Genomic DNA, 15,995 nt, shown 5'->3' on the forward strand with positions numbered 1-15,995 from the left:
ATGACCCGCGAGCAAAAATTCAAGGTCTTTCAAGCGCTTCATCGGCGCCCGGGGGCCTTTGTCATTCCCAATCCGTGGAACGCAGGAACCGCAAAGATCCTCACCGCACTCGGGTTCGAAGCCCTCGCCACCACCAGCGCTGGGTATGCCTTCTCCATCGGATATCAGGACTCCGCTCCTGAAGTGACTCGTGAGCATATCCTCGAAAATGCCCGCGAGATCGCAGAGGCCACCACACTCCCGGTCTCAGCAGACCTCCAGAACGGATTCGGCCACTCTGCCGATAGCTGTGCCGAGACCATTCGACTTGCCGCCGCTATTGGACTCGTCGGCGGATCGGTCGAAGACGCTACCGGCGATCCAACCAATCCCATCTACGATCTGCAACTCGCAACTGAGCGCATCGCAGCGGCGTCTGAAGCGGCCCGTCGCCATCAACTCCTCCTAACTGCGCGAGCCGAAAACTTTCTCCATGGAAGACCCGATCTTGACGACACCATCCGCCGCCTTCAGGCCTTTGCCGACGCGGGCGCCGACGTTCTCTACGCGCCCGGACTTCCCACCCTTGAAGCGATACGAGAGGTTTGCGCCGCAGTCTCCAAGCCAGTCAACGTTGTGATGGGTCTCAAGGGCGCAACTTTCTCAGTTGAGGAACTTGCCGCTGTCGGTGTCAAACGAATCAGTGTAGGCGGAGCCTTCGCCCGCGCCGCCTTCGGCGGGTTTCTACGCGCGGCGTGCGAAGTGAAAGACCACGGCACCTTCAACTTCGCAACCGAAGCCGTCCCAAGCGCAGAGATGGCCAACTACATGGCAGAACCCAAATCCTGAGTCACTCAGTGAGGCACGCCCTTCACCCGCTCCGCCTTCATCGCCCGCATGTACCATTCAAACTCCTCGAAGAACTTCCCGCTCTTCTCCGCCAGCTCCTGCGTAAGGGCCACCCCATCCTTGCTCAGCGAGCTTCCAATCGACGGAATCGGTTGCAGCGAAGGAATTGACGGCATCCCCACCTCAGGCAGCAGCGCTCTAAGTTGCATCGCAGCCCTCACCCCGCCATACGTCCCAGCCGAGTAGCACACAATCGCCGAAGGCCGGAAGAAGTACTCCTCCAGAAAGTAGTCGATCAAATTAGTCAGCCCCGGCGGAATGGAGTGGTTATACTCCGCGCTCACCATGCAAAATCCATCTGCCCGCGCATACAGCTTCGCCAAAGGAGCGAGCTTCTCCTGCAACTTCGCATACTTGGCCGGAGGATCTTTCTTGATCTCCTTCCACATCTTGTCCAGCAGCGGCAGCTTCAACTCCGCAGCATCGACCAGAACCGCCTCATGTCCCCGTTTTTCCAGCTCCGCAATCACCCACTTCGCAGCGCGATCGCCCATCCGAGCACTCCGCACCGACCCCAGCAACACCGCAACCACCATCGCAAATCACCTCGCAAGCGTGAGATGCGTACACGCACCGCGGGGGCATGACTACGATTGAAATTTCCACGATCAACTCTGGTCGCCCCGATACCTTCTCCCACCACTATTCTCGTCATTCTGACGAGCTTGTCGGAGGGGAGGAGTTGACGACAAAGCGCGACCAGCATGACCGAGAATGCGCATTTTCGGTATGAATCCTCTTCGGATCGCCAATCTGCGAGCGAGTATTTCTGCCGAGACTATCTTCTCCGGTACATCCTTCCAGGCAGTTAAGGATCTCAAATGGAAATATGGACAGCGTCCATCCTGGAGCGCAAATTGATTAAGATGACCATCCTTCTTCGCCGCAAGCCGGAGATGAGCCATGACGAGTTCGTCACTTATCATCGCAAGAATCACGCACCGCTGTTCCTCTCCCTCGAAGAAGTGAAACAGCATGTGCGACGCTATGTCCAATGCCACGCAACCGGCGAACAGCTTCCAGGTCTGCCTGACAACCACATCGACGGATCTACCGAGCTTTGGTTTGACGATCTCACTGGCCTGGCAGGCGTCTTCCAGTCTCCCAATTACATGGCAACGATTCGTCCGGATGAAGAGAAGTTCCTTGATCTGCACGCCTGTGAGTTTCTGGTCGGTGTCGAGAACGAAGTCATTCCAGCACTGCACGCATAATAAGATCGCGTCGGATGGAGCAAGGATGATTTTTTCTCATGAAGCACCCATACCACTTCCGGTCAGCTCCATACGCCTCGACGAGTGGCTGTTCCACCTATCCGAGAAGGAGTACATGGCATGTGCTCGCGGACACCGGGCCATCGGAACCAATGGAGGGGAACACTTTGACGGCATGGTAAACGTTGAGTCGATGGCGGGAGCCCTGCTCATCCAGCACTATCGGACGAAACAACTTGAAGCGGACTACGTTAAGTTGTTCTCTGAGAGAAGCCGAGGTTACCTCATGCATCTTCTTCCGTTCACATTGCAAGTTGGTTGGGAGATGCAGGTGTCCAGCGTATCTGCAGAGGAATCAAAACTCCGTTGCACGATTGACGTGATGAATCCACCCTGGATCCGTTTTGCTGGCTTCTTCAATGCCACCAACTATTGGATTCATCGCCACCTGATCGAGGAGACCAACGGTTTTGCCCGCGACCTGACGCAAAAGGGCGGCAAATAGGAATCGCCACGGCACAGGAAGACTTTAAAAACTGCTATAGCGAGATAATTTGCCGACGCGCGGATGGTCCGGCGCAAAGATAGAAATGACAGCAGACTACACCTTGTTGCGGGCTCACGATAAATACTCGCAGGTCCCAATTCGAGCCTGCGACCGTTAGCGGCGTTTCTTGGGAGCAGTCTTCACTGCCTTCTTTGCAGGTGCCTTCTTCGCAGGCGGATGCTTCACAGCTGCCTTCTTCGCAGGCGCTGCCTTCTTTGCCGGAGCATGCTTCTTCACAGAAGCCTTAGCCGCGGCCTTCCCAGGGACTTTCTTTGAAACGGTCTTCACCGGAGCCTTCTTCGCCACAGCCTTCACAACTTTCTTCACAGGTGCCTTGCTCGTAGTCTTCATAGGAGCCTTCTTCGCTGCACCTTTAGCCCCCACACTCTTAGCCGCAACCTTCGCCGGAGCCTTGGCAACTGATTTACCCTTCACCGGAACAGTCGTTTTAGACACAGCAGCAGATTTCTTCGCAGGCTCTTCCGTCTTCCTAGCAACTGTCTTCACTGGCGCAACAACCTTCAATGGCGCAGTAGACTTCATCGGCACAGAATTCTTAGCCACTCCACCCTTCGCAGGCGCTGGAGCACTCGCCGGAACCACATTCGTCCCCGCCCCCGCGACCGCCTCAGCCTCTCCATTCGTATCCACCACAGCAGCCTTCTTGCGGCTCTTTGCTGGCTTCGCATCCTTCTTCGCCACGCGCGGCCTGCGCAGATGTACCGGAGGAGGAGGCGCCGGCGGCGAGTAAGGCTCAAGATAAGCCTTCATCTCCTCAACCGTCCCTAGCTTGCCATCCATGAGCTCAAAGAAAAGTTTGTCCAGCAGCTCGCCATAGCCAGGCAGATCTGGAACGATGCGCATCTCCTGCATCAGCGCATAAGGCAGCTTCTGCTTCGCATGAGCCCACTCGGTAAAGAACCCCTTGAATTTGTTCTGAATTCCAGCGTTCTTCGACGTGTGCGCCACCCACAGGATCGACTCCGGCTTAGCCGAGTGCAGCAGCTTCCACGCATGCGAAGGCGACGACGCGCCCTTGCCCGAGAACTCCGCCGCAAACGCCTTCGCCTCGTCCTCCAGCGCCTCAATCTCATGCACGAAGCCCTGCCGCGCAAAGCTCTTCTTCAGCGCCGTTACTTCCTTCGGAGCCATCTTCGCAGTCAAGTAAGGAAAGTTAGCCGCCGCCGTCTCAGGATAGATTCCCTGAATCTGCAACTGCGACTGCACATCCCTCAGCTTCTCCAGCTCCGTCACATTCGCCTTGGTCGACGACAGCGCCGGGAAAAGATTCTTCATCCACCCCTCGGCCTCCAGCTTGCGCAGCACCCGCAGCGGATCCTCCTCATGGAAGATCTCCTCGGTCTCATACCCGCGATGAAACTCTCCCATCGCCGAGATGTACCCTTCCTGCTTCCCTGCCTCGTACCGTGTCTGTGTCTTCTCGTCCATCTGCCAGCTCAGCCTGGCCATCAGCCGCGCCGCCCGAATCATCCTCACTGGATCTTCGATAAACCCATAGTTGCTCACCAGCCGCAGCTCTCGATTCTCAATGTCCGCCACCCCGTTCAGCGGATCCATCAGCAAGCCATACGAGCCGTCGTTCAGCGACAGCGCCATCGCATTGGCCGTAAAGTCCCGCCGCCGCAGGTCGTCCAGAATCGTTGCAGCCTTGACCAGCGGCTTACCCGGCTTCGGATAAGTCACCGTCAAAGTGCTGCCAATCTCCATCCTCACACCACCGGGAAACCGCACAAACAGCGCCTGTCCGGCTTCGTTCTCACCGGTGATTACGGCATGAGCTTTCTCTAAATCTTTCTTCAGCTTAAGCGCGTTTCCCTGAACCACTACATCCAGATCCCGCACCGGCGATCCGCTGGTCATATCTCTTACCGCTCCGCCCACCAGAAACACGGTAAGTCCTTTGGCACGAGCCACTTCGCGTACTGCCAGCAGCGAGTTACGCTGCGCTTGAGAGAGGCGATTTTCGAGCAGGTAGATGTAGTCGGCCATAACTGGTACTTTTACTCCAAGCCGGTTCGAACCGGACCGCCGCAACCCATCGGAGCCCTCCAACTTCAGGCTAAGCTCCGACGAATCAAGCGTTTATAATGATGAGTACAGGTAAACGCAAAAGGCCAATGTAACACAGCATTAGCGAATTGACTACTCCGGTTGCACCTTTTTCGTTGCTCTAGCCGCTGGTGTGCGACAATCCGCGAGTCCTTATGTCCTCCGCGCACAAGAAGGTCATCGTCCGCCGCTTCACCGGAGAAACTCTCCCCGGCTACCTGCCACTCGCCGGCTTCACGCGTAACCGCATCGTCGACCTTCTCGACCTCGAGGGCCGTGTCATCTCACTTGCCATCAATGACATAAAGCACATCTGCTATGTCCGCGACTACAACCTTAATGACGCCGCCAATCCCGAGCGCCTCACCCGCCGCACCTTCCTCGCCAAGCCACGCACCGAAGGCCTCTGGCTCCGCCTCACCTTCCGCTCCGGCGACCTGCTTGAAGGCCTCGCCCCTATCGATGCGACCCTCGCCGACGACCTCATCAACGACATCGGCCTCCAGCTCACCCCACCCGACGTCCGCTCCAACACCCAGCGCATCTTCGTCCCGCGCACCTCCATCACCGACCTTCAACTTCTCGCCGTCATCACCACCCCCTCGCGCCGCAAACCTCTCCCCGCCTCCTCGGTCCCCAGCCTTCAGGAGGACCTCTTCACCAACCTCATTCCACCCAACACCCGCCCCAACTAAACCCACCGTCAGTTCTCAGCCACGCTTAGTCTCTTCCATTACAATCCACCCCATGCCATCCAGTCCGAAGTCAGTAACTCTCGCCGAACTGGCCGACCACCTCGGCGCCACCCTCCATGGCGACCCCTCCGCCCGAATCACCCAGGTGGCAGGCATCGAAACCGCCACCACTGGCGCCCTCGCCTTCGTTGCCAATCCCAAGTACGCCTCTCTCGCCCACACCACCCAGGCCACCGCAGTCCTCGTCGAACCCGACTTTGCCCAGATTTCCACCGCCACCCTCCGCCTCAAAAACCCATACCTGGCCTTCGCCCGTGCTATCGAGCTCTTCTATCAGCCCCCCTCCTACGCCCCCGGCATCCACCCCACCGCCGCCATCGCGCCCACCGCACAGATCGGCGCCAACGCACACATCAGCGCCTACGCCGTCATCGGCGATCACGTCACCATCGGCGACAACGCTATCATCCTCCCCCACGTCGTCATCTACCCCCACGCCAGCATCGGTGACAACCTCTTCGCCCATGCCCACGCCATCGTCCGCGAATACTGCCGGTTAGGCGATAACGTCACCCTCCAGAACGGAGCCATCGTAGGGGCCGACGGCTTCGGCTTCGCCCGCCAATCCGACGGCACTTGGTACAAGATCCTTCAATCCGGCCCCGCCATCCTCGAAGACAACGTCGAGATCCAGGCCAACGCCTGCATCGACCGCGCCTCCATCGGCGAAACCCGCATCCACGCCGGCGCCAAGATCGACAACCTCGTCCAAGTTGGACACGGCTCATCCGTTGGGGAGAACACGCTTCTCTGCGCCCAGGTCGGCCTCGCCGGCTCCACCATCATCGGAAAAAGCGTCATCCTCGCCGGCCAGGTCGGCGTCGCCGGACACTGCACCGTCGGTGACGGAGCCATCGCCACCGCTCAAAGCGGAATCCCCAACGACGTCGCCCCCGGCAAGGTCGTCAGTGGCTATCCCGCCATCGACAACCGTCAATGGCTCCGCTCGGTCGCACTCTTTAATCGTCTGCCAGAGCTCTTGCGCGACATCAAGTCGAAACTAAAATAACCATCCACCATGTGACCCTTGTCGTATATAAATCAGAGAGGTACTTGGGGGTAGGACATGACAGAACCTCCTGAAAGTCTCCAAAACGGCTCGAACGAGATGCACAGCACTACGACCCAATCCGTTCGCGTCCTTCTGCTCGATGACGAACCAACCAACCTCCATCTACGCTCCGCCATCCTGCGCCAGCACGGCTACGAGTGCGTCCCAGCCTCTAGCATCGAAGAGGCCACCGACCTCTTCAACAATATCGATATAGCTGTCCTCGACTATCATCTTGGAGCGGGCCAGTTCGGCACCGAGGTCGCAGCTCTCCTTCGCCGCCGTCGTCCCCACGTCCCAATCATCATCCTCTCAGCCACCATCGACCGCTACTTCGGCGGGGTCGAAGACATGCATCTGCTCAAGGGTCATAGCTCAGTCGAAGATCTCCTCGACGCTCTCAGCTCCCTTGAAGCCAAGCGTCGCGGCGCGCCCGTCGTCGTCGACGCCCGCGATTTCTTCTACTCCAGGATTGCCATGGCCATCGGCACTGATGTCCTCGTTCAGATCTTCGACGAGAAGGGCGTCTGGCAGTACTGCAACGACAGTGCAGCCGAGTATCTCGGTCAGTCTCGCGAGTGGTTCATCGGCCGCAGCGTCTTTCAGGAGATGCGGCCCTTCATGCGCGACTGGAGCGACGTCCTCCAGACCGTCTGCCTCACCCGCGAAACCTACATCGACCGCACCCATCGCGGTCTACTGGCTCAACCCCGACCGCAGGAACCACAGTTTATCTGGAGCGTCCTCGCCTTCCCCATCACCCTGCACGACAATCGCTCCGGAGCCGTCCTCACCGCCCGCATCCTCGACAAGCCCCCCACGCGAACCTCGGAGCTTCTGCCCTTTCTTTAGACATCAATACAGGGCCATAGATAAACAACAGCTTGTGGAGGCGTTACCGCATTTAAGATCTCACGCCATCAGGGGCATCGCACAACTCCGCATGATTCACATCGATCAACGTCCGGCTCGAATCGCGATGCTATTCTAGGCCTGCTGTCGCGCCAGTTTTAGATCATCAACTCTGAGGAGTTCGTATTGGATACACATAAGTCACTTTCCAGAGCAATACCAGTGGCCCTGTTTTTTATCTCAATCTGCTTTGTCGGATGCAGCACGACCGACACAACGCCCGTAAGCAAGCCGAGTCTCGTAGTAGCCGACGCAAACAACAGTCGCGTGCTGATCTACGCCACCCCAACTACCAGCACCTCGACCGCCAGCGTCGTTCTGGGGCAAACGAGTTTTACTCAATCGCAGTCGAGCGATGGAAGGGGAGGCCCTAGCGCGAAGACCCTGGACAATCCTAGTAGCGTTGCCATGGACTCGTCCGGCAATCTCTACGTGGCCGATGGCAATGATCGAGTCCTACAGTTCCGGCCACCATTCACCACGGGCATGAGCGCAAGTCTGGTAATCGGAAAACCGGATTTTACCTCGTCTCAAGGATTGAAAGTCACTGCAAGCGGAATGGGAACCCCCTCCTCGGTTGCGATCGACAGCAAGGGAGATCTGTGGGTTGGGGACGGATCTCTCGAAAGAGTCACGGAGTATGTGCCGCCTTTTAGTAACGGCATGGCCGCGACCGTGGTAATCGGTCAACCCAGCCCCGAAGCCTTCAGAGCGTGCACTACCGATCAAGTTCCGACAGCCAGAACAATCTGCTCTCCTGAAGGGATTACTTTTGATTCCGCCGGAGACCTCTGGGTAGCGGACCCAAGCAGCGATCGCATGCTCGAGTTTACGCCGCCCTTCTCGACGGGTATGGCTTCAACTCTCCAATTGGGGGCGCCGCAAACTTTGCCTTCCCTCTCCTATGTAGGCAGTCCTGCTTTCAATACAACGCAGGCCCCGATTAGTCTGGCGTTCGACTCGACGGGCAATCTCTGGTTAGCGGATTGGATCTTCAACCGGGTCGTGGAGTACGCTCCACCATTTACCCAGAACATGCAGGCCACCGTTGTACTGGGACAGGTCGATTTCACACACGCTGATGCAAATCAGGGTGGAAATGATCCAACTGCGAACACCCTCTCGGGTCCCCAAGCGTTATCGTTCGACGGCAGCGGGAATCTCAGCGTCAGTGACGCCGGGAACAACAGAATTCTAATCTTTGCACCACCCTTCAGCACAGGCATGAGAGCCGCCACAGTCATCGGTCAACCGACCTTCTCTACAGGGCAATCTAATCGGGGGAATGGGTCTGATAGTCCTGCAGCAAACACGTTAGACCACTCGTTAGGCCTGTTGGCACATTGACGGTAACTTTCGACAAATTTGTATGCGTGTAGGCCTGATCGGGGGGCGCATCTATGAAGCCTCTTGACTCCAGAGACTTTGTATATGCGTCATCTTCACCAGAACCGTGCCGTATCGTCACGCAACATAATGTATCCCCCACATTTCGCTTTTGCCTCAACGAGAAAAAAACGACAGTGTTCTTGAATCCGCGTCTTTCAGCGCTGCTCCCGTGAATCCATGACCCTGATCCGGATAGATGTGACTTTCGCACTGAAATTGTTTTATCTCACAGAGCTTAATAAGCTGCTGGGCGTTCCCAACGGGAATGTTGGTGTCGCGCTCACCGTGAAGGATTAGAAGCGGCGGCATGCCTTGCAGATGTTCGAAGAAATCATCTGGAAGGCTCCCATACCACTCAGCAATCGCATCTACCGGCACCTCTTGTGAGCCAGCCGCCAAGGCAACCGAGGCCCCAAGGGAATAACCAACCAGTACTGATTTTCTGTGATCTGAAGCGGCAGGTGTTCTCTGTTCTCTCAGCAGCGTCTTCACGACGTTTACCCAGGCACGATAGTTGTCGATTGTCGGATTGTTGGACTTTGTCGCGTCAAAATAATGAGGTAAGAGGACGGTGTAGCCGTTGTTCGAGAAATATTCGGCTTGCTCGCGATAGAACCCCACACCGGGTCCGCTCGCACCATGAAGAAGGATCATTAGCGGCTTCCCAGGGTCATCTTTTCCAAAGATCTCATACTTAAATCTTCCATCCTGACTCGTCGCTAAAGAGACTCCAAAACGCTGTGATAGAGATAGTTTGCCGACAGCTAAAAAGCAAATCGCCAGCCCAATGATGGTGCGGAACGGTAGCCTCCGTCTGCGTTTCATGAATCTGTTAACCCTCCTAAGCGAAAAGAGTCACCGGCCTCTTTGCATTTTGCAGTATCCGCGAAACAGTATGACACCCTCCACCCTGATACCCTTGAGACTTATGCGTTCTCTGCTCGCGCTCGCCTTCCTCGCCAGCCTCATTACCGGCTGCCACTCCCCATACGTTGAGGCAATAATCAGCAATCATACCGGCAAGCCCATCGAGCTTCTCGAAGTCGACTACCCCAGCGCAAGCTTTGGCACACAAAACCTCGCCACCGGCGCCGATTTTCACTATCGTTTCAAAGTTCTCGGCTCCGGCCCCACCAAGCTCCTCTACACCGACAGCGCCCACCAGGAACACAAGTCCGATGGCCCCTTCCTCAAAGAAGGAGCAGAAGGTTCTCTGGCCATCACTATTACGACCCCCGAAGTCACCTGGCAACCCGCGCCCACCGTGACACCAGGCAGGTAATTCCCTGCTTCTGGCCGATCCAGCGTTAGATCCGGCCGTGCGTCTCGGTACCAGCATCCACCCGGTTGTGCTGCACGGCGTGTTTGTGTGCACGAGCCATCAAAAGAATCACAATACCCAACGCCAACACCACAAATAACATTGCAAAAACGACAACTGTCATAATTCAGAGACCTCTGCTGCACCCGCTTTCCGCAGCGCGCAACATCTTAGGCTCTCCCGACTAACACTGGCAAGAGCGATGGTTGCGCTGTTGCTCGTGGTTGGCGACCGAGGATACTAAGATGCCATCCGATCCATCTGCGATAAGCTGAAGACAATGCCGCGCGGATATTTCATCACCTTCGAAGGCCTGGACGGCTCCGGAAAAACCACTCAGCTACGCCGCCTGGCCACCTCGTTAGAGTCCCAGGGCCACACCGTCGTCACCCTCCGTCAGCCCGGCGGAACCGCCCTTGGCGACCGCATCCGCAGCATTCTACTCGACTCCCGCTCCGAAGCCGCTCTAGGCCCCATAGCCCCCGCCGCCGAGATGGCCCTTATGTTCGCCGATCGCGCACAGTCCATCGCCGAGGTCATACTCCCAGCTCTCGCCGCCGGCTCCATCATTCTCTGCGACCGTTACACCGACTCCTCCGAGGCCTACCAGGGCGGAGGCCGTCAACTCGGCAGCGAACGCATCCTTAGCATGCACGCCGCCGCCTGCAACAACCTGCAGCCCGACCTCACCCTCCTCCTCCTCCCTTCACTCGAGTCCTCCCTTCGCCGCGCCCGCCGCCGCAACCAGCGCCACGTCGAAAAGCAAGGCACCGACGAAAACCGCTTTGAGCGCGAGTCCGACGACTTCTACCGCCGCATCTACGACAAGTACGAAGAGATCGCCGCGCGCGCACCACACCGTGTCGTCGTCATCCGCGACGACGCCTCCATCGACCACATCGAACAGATTATTCGCAACATCGTCCTCTCCCGGCTCGACCACGCCGAAGCCTGATCTCGCTTCTTTCCACCTCGTCAACGCCGTTCGTCCCTGCAAGCCCCAACGCGTCAAACTGTGTTCTCCTCATCTAAGAAGTTAAGTCGAAGCCATGACCACCCCTCCCCCCACGCTCGAAGCTCCACCGGAACCCACCCTTTCCGTCGCATCTTCAGCCAGCGACACGGGAAGCATGCCGCCCGGCCTCAAGCACTCTCTCCCCTTCTACTCCTTCAAGCCCTGGGTCAAACTCGGCAGCCCCATCCTCCTCTTCGAGTACCTGCTCAAGACCTACGGCAACATCGCCTGCTATCGCTTCCTCGGCACACCCATCGTCTTCATCAACGACCCCGAGTACATCCGCGAGATCCTCGTCACCCAGGCCGCCAGCTTCGTCAAAGAGCGCACCGTCCGCCGCATGAAGGTTCTCCTCGGCGAAGGACTCATCACCTCCGACGACCCCATCCACATGCGTCAGCGCAAGATCGCCGCGCCAGCCTTCCATCGCCAGCGCATCGCAGCCTACGGAGACCAGATCGTAGACTGCGCCGCCCACCAGAGCCAAGCCTGGCAGCAAGAATCCCCCTCCGGCCAGCCCATCGACATCTCCGCTTCCAGCATGAAGCTCTCGCTCGAGATCGTCGCCCGCACCCTCTTCAACACCGAGGTCACCGCCGACATCCGCAGCATCAACGACGAGGTCAACACCATCATGGACCTCTACAACTTCATCGTCGCTTTCCCCAAAATCGAATCCTTCCTCCACCTGCCCATCCCCGGCATCATGAAGTTTCGCCGCTCCAAAGCCCGACTCGACGCAGTAGTCGACCGCCTGATTCGAGAGCATCGCGAAGCAGCCGCACGCAGCGAACCAGGCAAGGAAGAAAAAACCGGCGGCGACCTCCTCTCCATGCTTCTAGCCAGCAAATACGAGTCCGAAGACCCCACCCAGCAAACCGGCATGTCCGATGAGCAGGTCCGCGACGAGGTCCTCACCATCTTCCTAGCCGGCTACGAAACCGTAGCCAACGGCCTCGCCTGGACCTGGTATCTCCTGAGCCGGAACCCCGCTATCGAAGCCAACCTTCACGCCGAGCTAGACGGAGTCCTCGGCACTGGCTCCTCCCAACGCCTCCCGACACTAGCCGACTACCCAGCCCTCCGTTACACCGAGCAGGTCTTCGCCGAATCCATGCGCCTCTACCCACCCGCCTGGGCGATGGGCCGCATGTCCACCAAACCCATCACCCTCGGCCCCTACACCATCCCACCCGGCGCGCACTTCTTCTTCAGCCAATACATTATGGGCCGCGATCCCCAGTACTTCCCCGACCCACTCCGCTTCGACCCCGACCGCTTCACGCCCGAGAACAAAGCCGCCCGTGCCAAGTTCACCTACTTCCCCTTCGGCGGAGGTAGTCGCCAGTGCATCGGCGAGAGCTTCGCCTGGATGGAGGGCGTCTTCAGCATCGCAACCCTAGCCCAGCGTTGGCGCATGACCTACCTCGGCTCCACACCGCCAGAAGTCCAGGCGAAGATAACCCTGCGCCCACGCGATCCGCTCATGATGCAGCTAATCCCCCGCTAAAAAAAGCCACACCCCGACCAAAGGGAGGGACCCATGCACATCACCCACCAAGACCGGTACACAAGTCACGAAGTGACCGCGCCGCGCGTAGCGGGCCCGTCCGGCAGGACAAGATTAATCCACAGCAAGAATCACGCTTGAAGCCTTGAACGCAGCACACACCGTCTCACCTATCTGTAACTCCAACCGGTGCAAACTACCATCAGTAATCACGCCGGTCAGCAACTCACCCCCCGACAGCTTGATCGAAACCTCATCGTTCACGCTGCCCTCATGAATACTCTCCACCACGCCGCAAAGAATATTCCGCGTGCTGATCCTGCTCTTATCCAACTCCTTGCCCAGGATGATCCAGCTAGCCTTCACCAGCGCATAAGCCTTCATCCCTTCTTTCAATCCCATAGCATTTACGCTGCCATTGGTAATGATCGCAGCAACCTCATTGCCGCCCGCAGTCTCTAGGAGCACCTCGGAGTTCACCCCACCCTTCGTAATCCTGCTGATCGTTCCCGCCAGCATATTCCGTGCACTTGTCTTCATGTACATTCACCTCATCCCTATCGTACTCAACCTAAAAAGCCGTCACCCGGCCAACTTTCCCCAACGCCAAAGATTCCAACCAACACATGCAGAGAGCAAGCCAAGCACGAACCTTCTTCCTCGCACTAGCCCTCGCGGCCCCTCTCGCCAAGGCCCAAACCGCCCCCTCCCGCGCCGAGCAGGCCATCCTCCAACTCACCAATCAAACCCGAGCCACCCACAATCTCCCGCCCGTCCACTGGGACAGCGCCCTCGCCCGCGCCGCCAAAGTCCACGCCCAGCGAGTCCTGCGTGAACAAGGCGAGTTACTTCATCAGTACCCAGGCGAACCCGACATGACCACCCGCGGCGCCCAGGCCGGTGCCCACTTCACTACCATCTCCGAAAACATTGGCCGCGGCCCCGACCCCACCACCCTCCAACAAACCTGGATGAGCAGTCCAACCCACCGTGCCAACATTCTCGACCCCAATCTGGATGCGATAGGCATCGCCGTCATTCCCGACCAGGGCTTCCTCACCGCCGTCGAGGACTTCTCCCACAGCGCAACCGTTCAGTCCTACGACAGCCTCGAAAAACGCGTAGCTCAGATCCTGCAATCCCACGGCATCGCCTCCGCTCCCTCCAACGCTGACGCCCGCGAGACCTGCACCATGCCTACAGGAGCCGCAGGCTCGCCCAAACTTGTCGTCCAGTGGGATGGCCCCGACCCCACTCTCCTGCCCGATGCTCTCCTGCACGCCATCTCCACCGGCCAATACACCTCCGCCGAAGTAGGAGTCTGCTCCAGCAAACAACCCAATCCCCAGTTCACCACCTACAACGTTGCCGTCCTGCTCTACTGAGCCGCTGGCGAGGTTTATACCGACAGTCGGCTGAAACTATCGAATCGCGACCAAAGGGAGCGCCACCCGAAGGGGTATACAAGTCGCGAAGTGAACCCCGCCCGCGCAGGGCGCACCTAGCCTCAAAAAATAATCCGCATACGAGCATTCAACAGAACGCTCGTATAACTCTTCGCCGCATACATCGGATGAATCGACACCTGCACGTCCGGCCCGATCTCCATGCTTTTGGTCACCCGAATCCGATAAAACGTCTCGAAGAGACTCTCGTGCCGCTTTCCCGTACGTGTCGGTTGAATGTAATTAAACGCCGCGCCAAACATATCGCCCCGCCGTCCAAACGGCCGAACATTCGTCAGTCCCAGCGTGTCGGTCTGCCGGATCGCCGTTCCTGTCTCGGTCGCGAAGCCATAGCGCCCAAACGGCGCCCAGCCACTCGAAAACTCACGATCGAAGCCAATTCCCGCGCCATGTCCGCTTCCCAGATTCTTCGTGTCGTCCCGCCAAACCGTACCACGGAGATGGAAGTACCGAGTGCCCGGCGCACCGGCAAACCAGCCAAACTCCACCGCCTCCAGATACTTTTTGTCCACCAGCGTTCTGATGTTGCTCTGTTGCGAACCCACCGTGTCGATCGCTAAAGCATGCACGTAAAGATGGTGTGTGATCTGAAAATCAACCGCTCCCCCGCCCGCATAGGTCCCATCCGATGCAATGGCAAGGTTGCCGTCGTTCTCCCCATTCAAAAACTGCGTTCTCTCATCGTTGTTATAAAAACTTAGGCTGATGTACTGATTCGGATGAATCTTACCCACATAGAACGACAATCTCTTCTCCAGAAAATCCTGTCTCCAATAGAGAATATTCACCGTAATCGGTCTCTGCGCCCCGCCCCCCTGCAGGCAATTTAAAAAGATGCCCGAGCCCATCTGATCACTCAGGTTCCACTGTTGACTCATCCCAATATTCGTTCCCGAACGTACCAACAGCCCAATCGAACCGGCCGTTCTCTCGTTGTCGTAAACCGCCCAGTTACCCGAAAAATCCAGCCGCCCGCTCAACTGGTCATGCCGCCGCGCCGTGTCGGGAACCACGGTCGCATACTGATTCAGAAACGTATAGGTCGCTCCAAATCGAAGCCGCGCACTACCTTCCAACCAACGGACGCTGGCATCTGTGGTTCTGGTAAAGATTCCAATCGGATCGGTCTCGAAGAGCGGATCAGCCGGTATCTTTCCCAACGCCGCGGTCGCAGAGTCCAACTCCTGCGCGTACTTCGGCAGGAGCCTCTCGAGCGCCGGTTCCGCTTGAGGCTGATACTGGCTGGACTCAGAGGTCGCCCCAGACCTGATTGATCCCGTAGATCCCGTAGTCTGCCCAGCCAGAGCCGTCGAAGCTCCGATCAGCAGCAACGCAACACCCACGCGTAGGTGTTGCCCGATCTTCACGTAACTACTTGCCGACAGTCGCATCGTCCGAACCAGAAAAACTGATCCCGGGCCAACATCCTGGCGTGAATAGGCTTCCTGCACCTTCATCCCGCCAAAATGCGTCGTCCAAACTCTACATTCAAATGTCTGATTTGCATTCAGTTATTTGTTGAATTTAGTTAGTTGCCTAACCTTCAGTTGTTTCTTACACGTTGTCATTCTGATCTTGAGCAGGCAGAACGGGAAGAAGGAGAAAGCCGCGTCTCGCCTCAACTCTTCAGGAGCCGAAGACAGACTGTCGTCCAACCCAAAAACCTGTCACGCCCCCAAACATTTCAGTACCGCACGAAACCCAATAAGGACGCACCTTTTCAGCCGCCCCCGGTGTAGCGTAATTCCAGCTCCCAACGCGTATCATAGAAGTAGTTCAGAAGTAGTTCGCAGTAGCAGGGAAAGCACGCAACGTACGAGCCCAGAAAGCTTCACTGCACACGGCTTCAGGACACAT

17 protein-coding genes are annotated in these 15,995 nt (G+C 57.7%); 11 read left to right on the plus strand and 6 right to left on the minus strand.

Going from position 1 to position 15,995, the window contains the following annotated elements:
- On the plus strand, positions 1-828 hold the full coding sequence (locus HDF08_RS08630) for an isocitrate lyase/PEP mutase family protein (protein ID WP_179638061.1): 828 nt from the start codon (positions 1-3) through the stop codon (positions 826-828).
- 5 nt (positions 829-833) lie between these two features.
- Here HDF08_RS08630 and HDF08_RS08635 read toward each other — a convergent pair whose 3' ends face one another.
- A complete protein-coding gene (locus HDF08_RS08635) occupies positions 834-1,424 on the minus strand; it encodes an NADPH-dependent FMN reductase (RefSeq protein ID WP_179638062.1) in 591 nt (196 codons plus the stop codon).
- Between the two features lie 330 nt (positions 1,425-1,754).
- On the opposite strand from HDF08_RS08635, the gene HDF08_RS08640 reads away from it, so the two are divergent.
- Positions 1,755-2,102, plus strand: coding sequence for an EthD domain-containing protein (locus HDF08_RS08640; protein WP_218884529.1), 348 nt, complete (start codon positions 1,755-1,757; stop codon positions 2,100-2,102).
- Positions 2,103-2,127: 25 nt separating this feature from the next.
- On the plus strand, positions 2,128-2,607 hold the full coding sequence (locus HDF08_RS08645; RefSeq protein ID WP_179638063.1) for a hypothetical protein: 480 nt from the start codon (positions 2,128-2,130) through the stop codon (positions 2,605-2,607).
- 156 nt (positions 2,608-2,763) lie between these two features.
- Here the strand turns inward: HDF08_RS08645 and HDF08_RS08650 are convergent, their stop codons facing one another.
- On the minus strand, positions 2,764-4,659 hold the full coding sequence (locus HDF08_RS08650) for a tRNA nucleotidyltransferase/poly(A) polymerase family protein (RefSeq protein WP_179638064.1): 1,896 nt from the start codon (positions 4,657-4,659) through the stop codon (positions 2,764-2,766).
- A 215-nt stretch (positions 4,660-4,874) separates the two neighbouring features.
- Here HDF08_RS08650 and HDF08_RS08655 point away from each other — a divergent pair, with 215 nt between their 5' ends.
- From HDF08_RS08655 to HDF08_RS08670, 4 genes are all read left to right on the plus strand, one after another.
- On the plus strand, positions 4,875-5,414 hold the full coding sequence (locus HDF08_RS08655; RefSeq protein ID WP_179638065.1) for a DUF6982 domain-containing protein: 540 nt from the start codon (positions 4,875-4,877) through the stop codon (positions 5,412-5,414).
- A gap of 52 nt (positions 5,415-5,466) precedes the next feature.
- Entirely contained in the window at positions 5,467-6,483 is a 1,017-nt protein-coding gene (gene lpxD, locus HDF08_RS08660) for a UDP-3-O-(3-hydroxymyristoyl)glucosamine N-acyltransferase (protein ID WP_179638066.1), read from the plus strand.
- A gap of 57 nt (positions 6,484-6,540) precedes the next feature.
- A complete protein-coding gene (locus HDF08_RS08665) occupies positions 6,541-7,377 on the plus strand; it encodes a response regulator (protein ID WP_179638067.1) in 837 nt (278 codons plus the stop codon).
- A gap of 222 nt (positions 7,378-7,599) precedes the next feature.
- On the plus strand, positions 7,600-8,784 hold the full coding sequence (locus HDF08_RS08670) for an NHL repeat-containing protein (protein WP_179638068.1): 1,185 nt from the start codon (positions 7,600-7,602) through the stop codon (positions 8,782-8,784).
- Positions 8,785-8,940: 156 nt separating this feature from the next.
- Here the strand turns inward: HDF08_RS08670 and HDF08_RS08675 are convergent, their stop codons facing one another.
- On the minus strand, positions 8,941-9,651 hold the full coding sequence (locus HDF08_RS08675; RefSeq protein WP_179638069.1) for a dienelactone hydrolase family protein: 711 nt from the start codon (positions 9,649-9,651) through the stop codon (positions 8,941-8,943).
- A gap of 103 nt (positions 9,652-9,754) precedes the next feature.
- Between HDF08_RS08675 and HDF08_RS08680 the strand changes: the two genes are divergently transcribed.
- A complete protein-coding gene (locus HDF08_RS08680; RefSeq protein ID WP_179638070.1) occupies positions 9,755-10,108 on the plus strand; it encodes a hypothetical protein in 354 nt (117 codons plus the stop codon).
- Between the two features lie 25 nt (positions 10,109-10,133).
- On the opposite strand, the gene HDF08_RS08685 is transcribed toward HDF08_RS08680, so the two are convergent.
- Positions 10,134-10,271 (minus strand): hypothetical protein, encoded by a 138-nt coding sequence (locus HDF08_RS08685; RefSeq protein ID WP_179638071.1) that lies wholly within the window; start codon positions 10,269-10,271, stop codon positions 10,134-10,136.
- A 156-nt stretch (positions 10,272-10,427) separates the two neighbouring features.
- Here HDF08_RS08685 and tmk point away from each other — a divergent pair, with 156 nt between their 5' ends.
- A complete protein-coding gene (tmk, locus tag HDF08_RS08690) occupies positions 10,428-11,102 on the plus strand; it encodes a dTMP kinase (protein ID WP_179638072.1) in 675 nt (224 codons plus the stop codon).
- 94 nt (positions 11,103-11,196) lie between these two features.
- Complete coding sequence (locus tag HDF08_RS08695) at positions 11,197-12,672, plus strand: cytochrome P450 (RefSeq protein ID WP_179638073.1); 1,476 nt, start codon at positions 11,197-11,199, stop codon at positions 12,670-12,672.
- 114 nt (positions 12,673-12,786) lie between these two features.
- On the opposite strand, the gene HDF08_RS08700 is transcribed toward HDF08_RS08695, so the two are convergent.
- Entirely contained in the window at positions 12,787-13,212 is a 426-nt protein-coding gene (locus tag HDF08_RS08700) for a TOBE domain-containing protein (protein ID WP_179638074.1), read from the minus strand.
- An 86-nt stretch (positions 13,213-13,298) separates the two neighbouring features.
- On the opposite strand from HDF08_RS08700, the gene HDF08_RS08705 reads away from it, so the two are divergent.
- Positions 13,299-14,057, plus strand: coding sequence for a CAP domain-containing protein (locus HDF08_RS08705; RefSeq protein ID WP_179638075.1), 759 nt, complete (start codon positions 13,299-13,301; stop codon positions 14,055-14,057).
- Positions 14,058-14,179: 122 nt separating this feature from the next.
- Here the strand turns inward: HDF08_RS08705 and HDF08_RS08710 are convergent, their stop codons facing one another.
- Positions 14,180-15,595 carry a carbohydrate porin gene (locus tag HDF08_RS08710; RefSeq protein WP_257030929.1) on the minus strand — a complete coding sequence of 472 codons (1,416 nt, stop codon included), beginning with the start codon at positions 15,593-15,595 and terminating at the stop codon, positions 14,180-14,182.
- Between the last annotated feature and the right edge of the window lie 400 nt (positions 15,596-15,995).

This window comes from Tunturiibacter empetritectus (assembly GCF_013410875.1).
Classification (GTDB): Bacteria; Acidobacteriota; Terriglobia; order Terriglobales; family Acidobacteriaceae; genus Edaphobacter; species Edaphobacter empetritectus.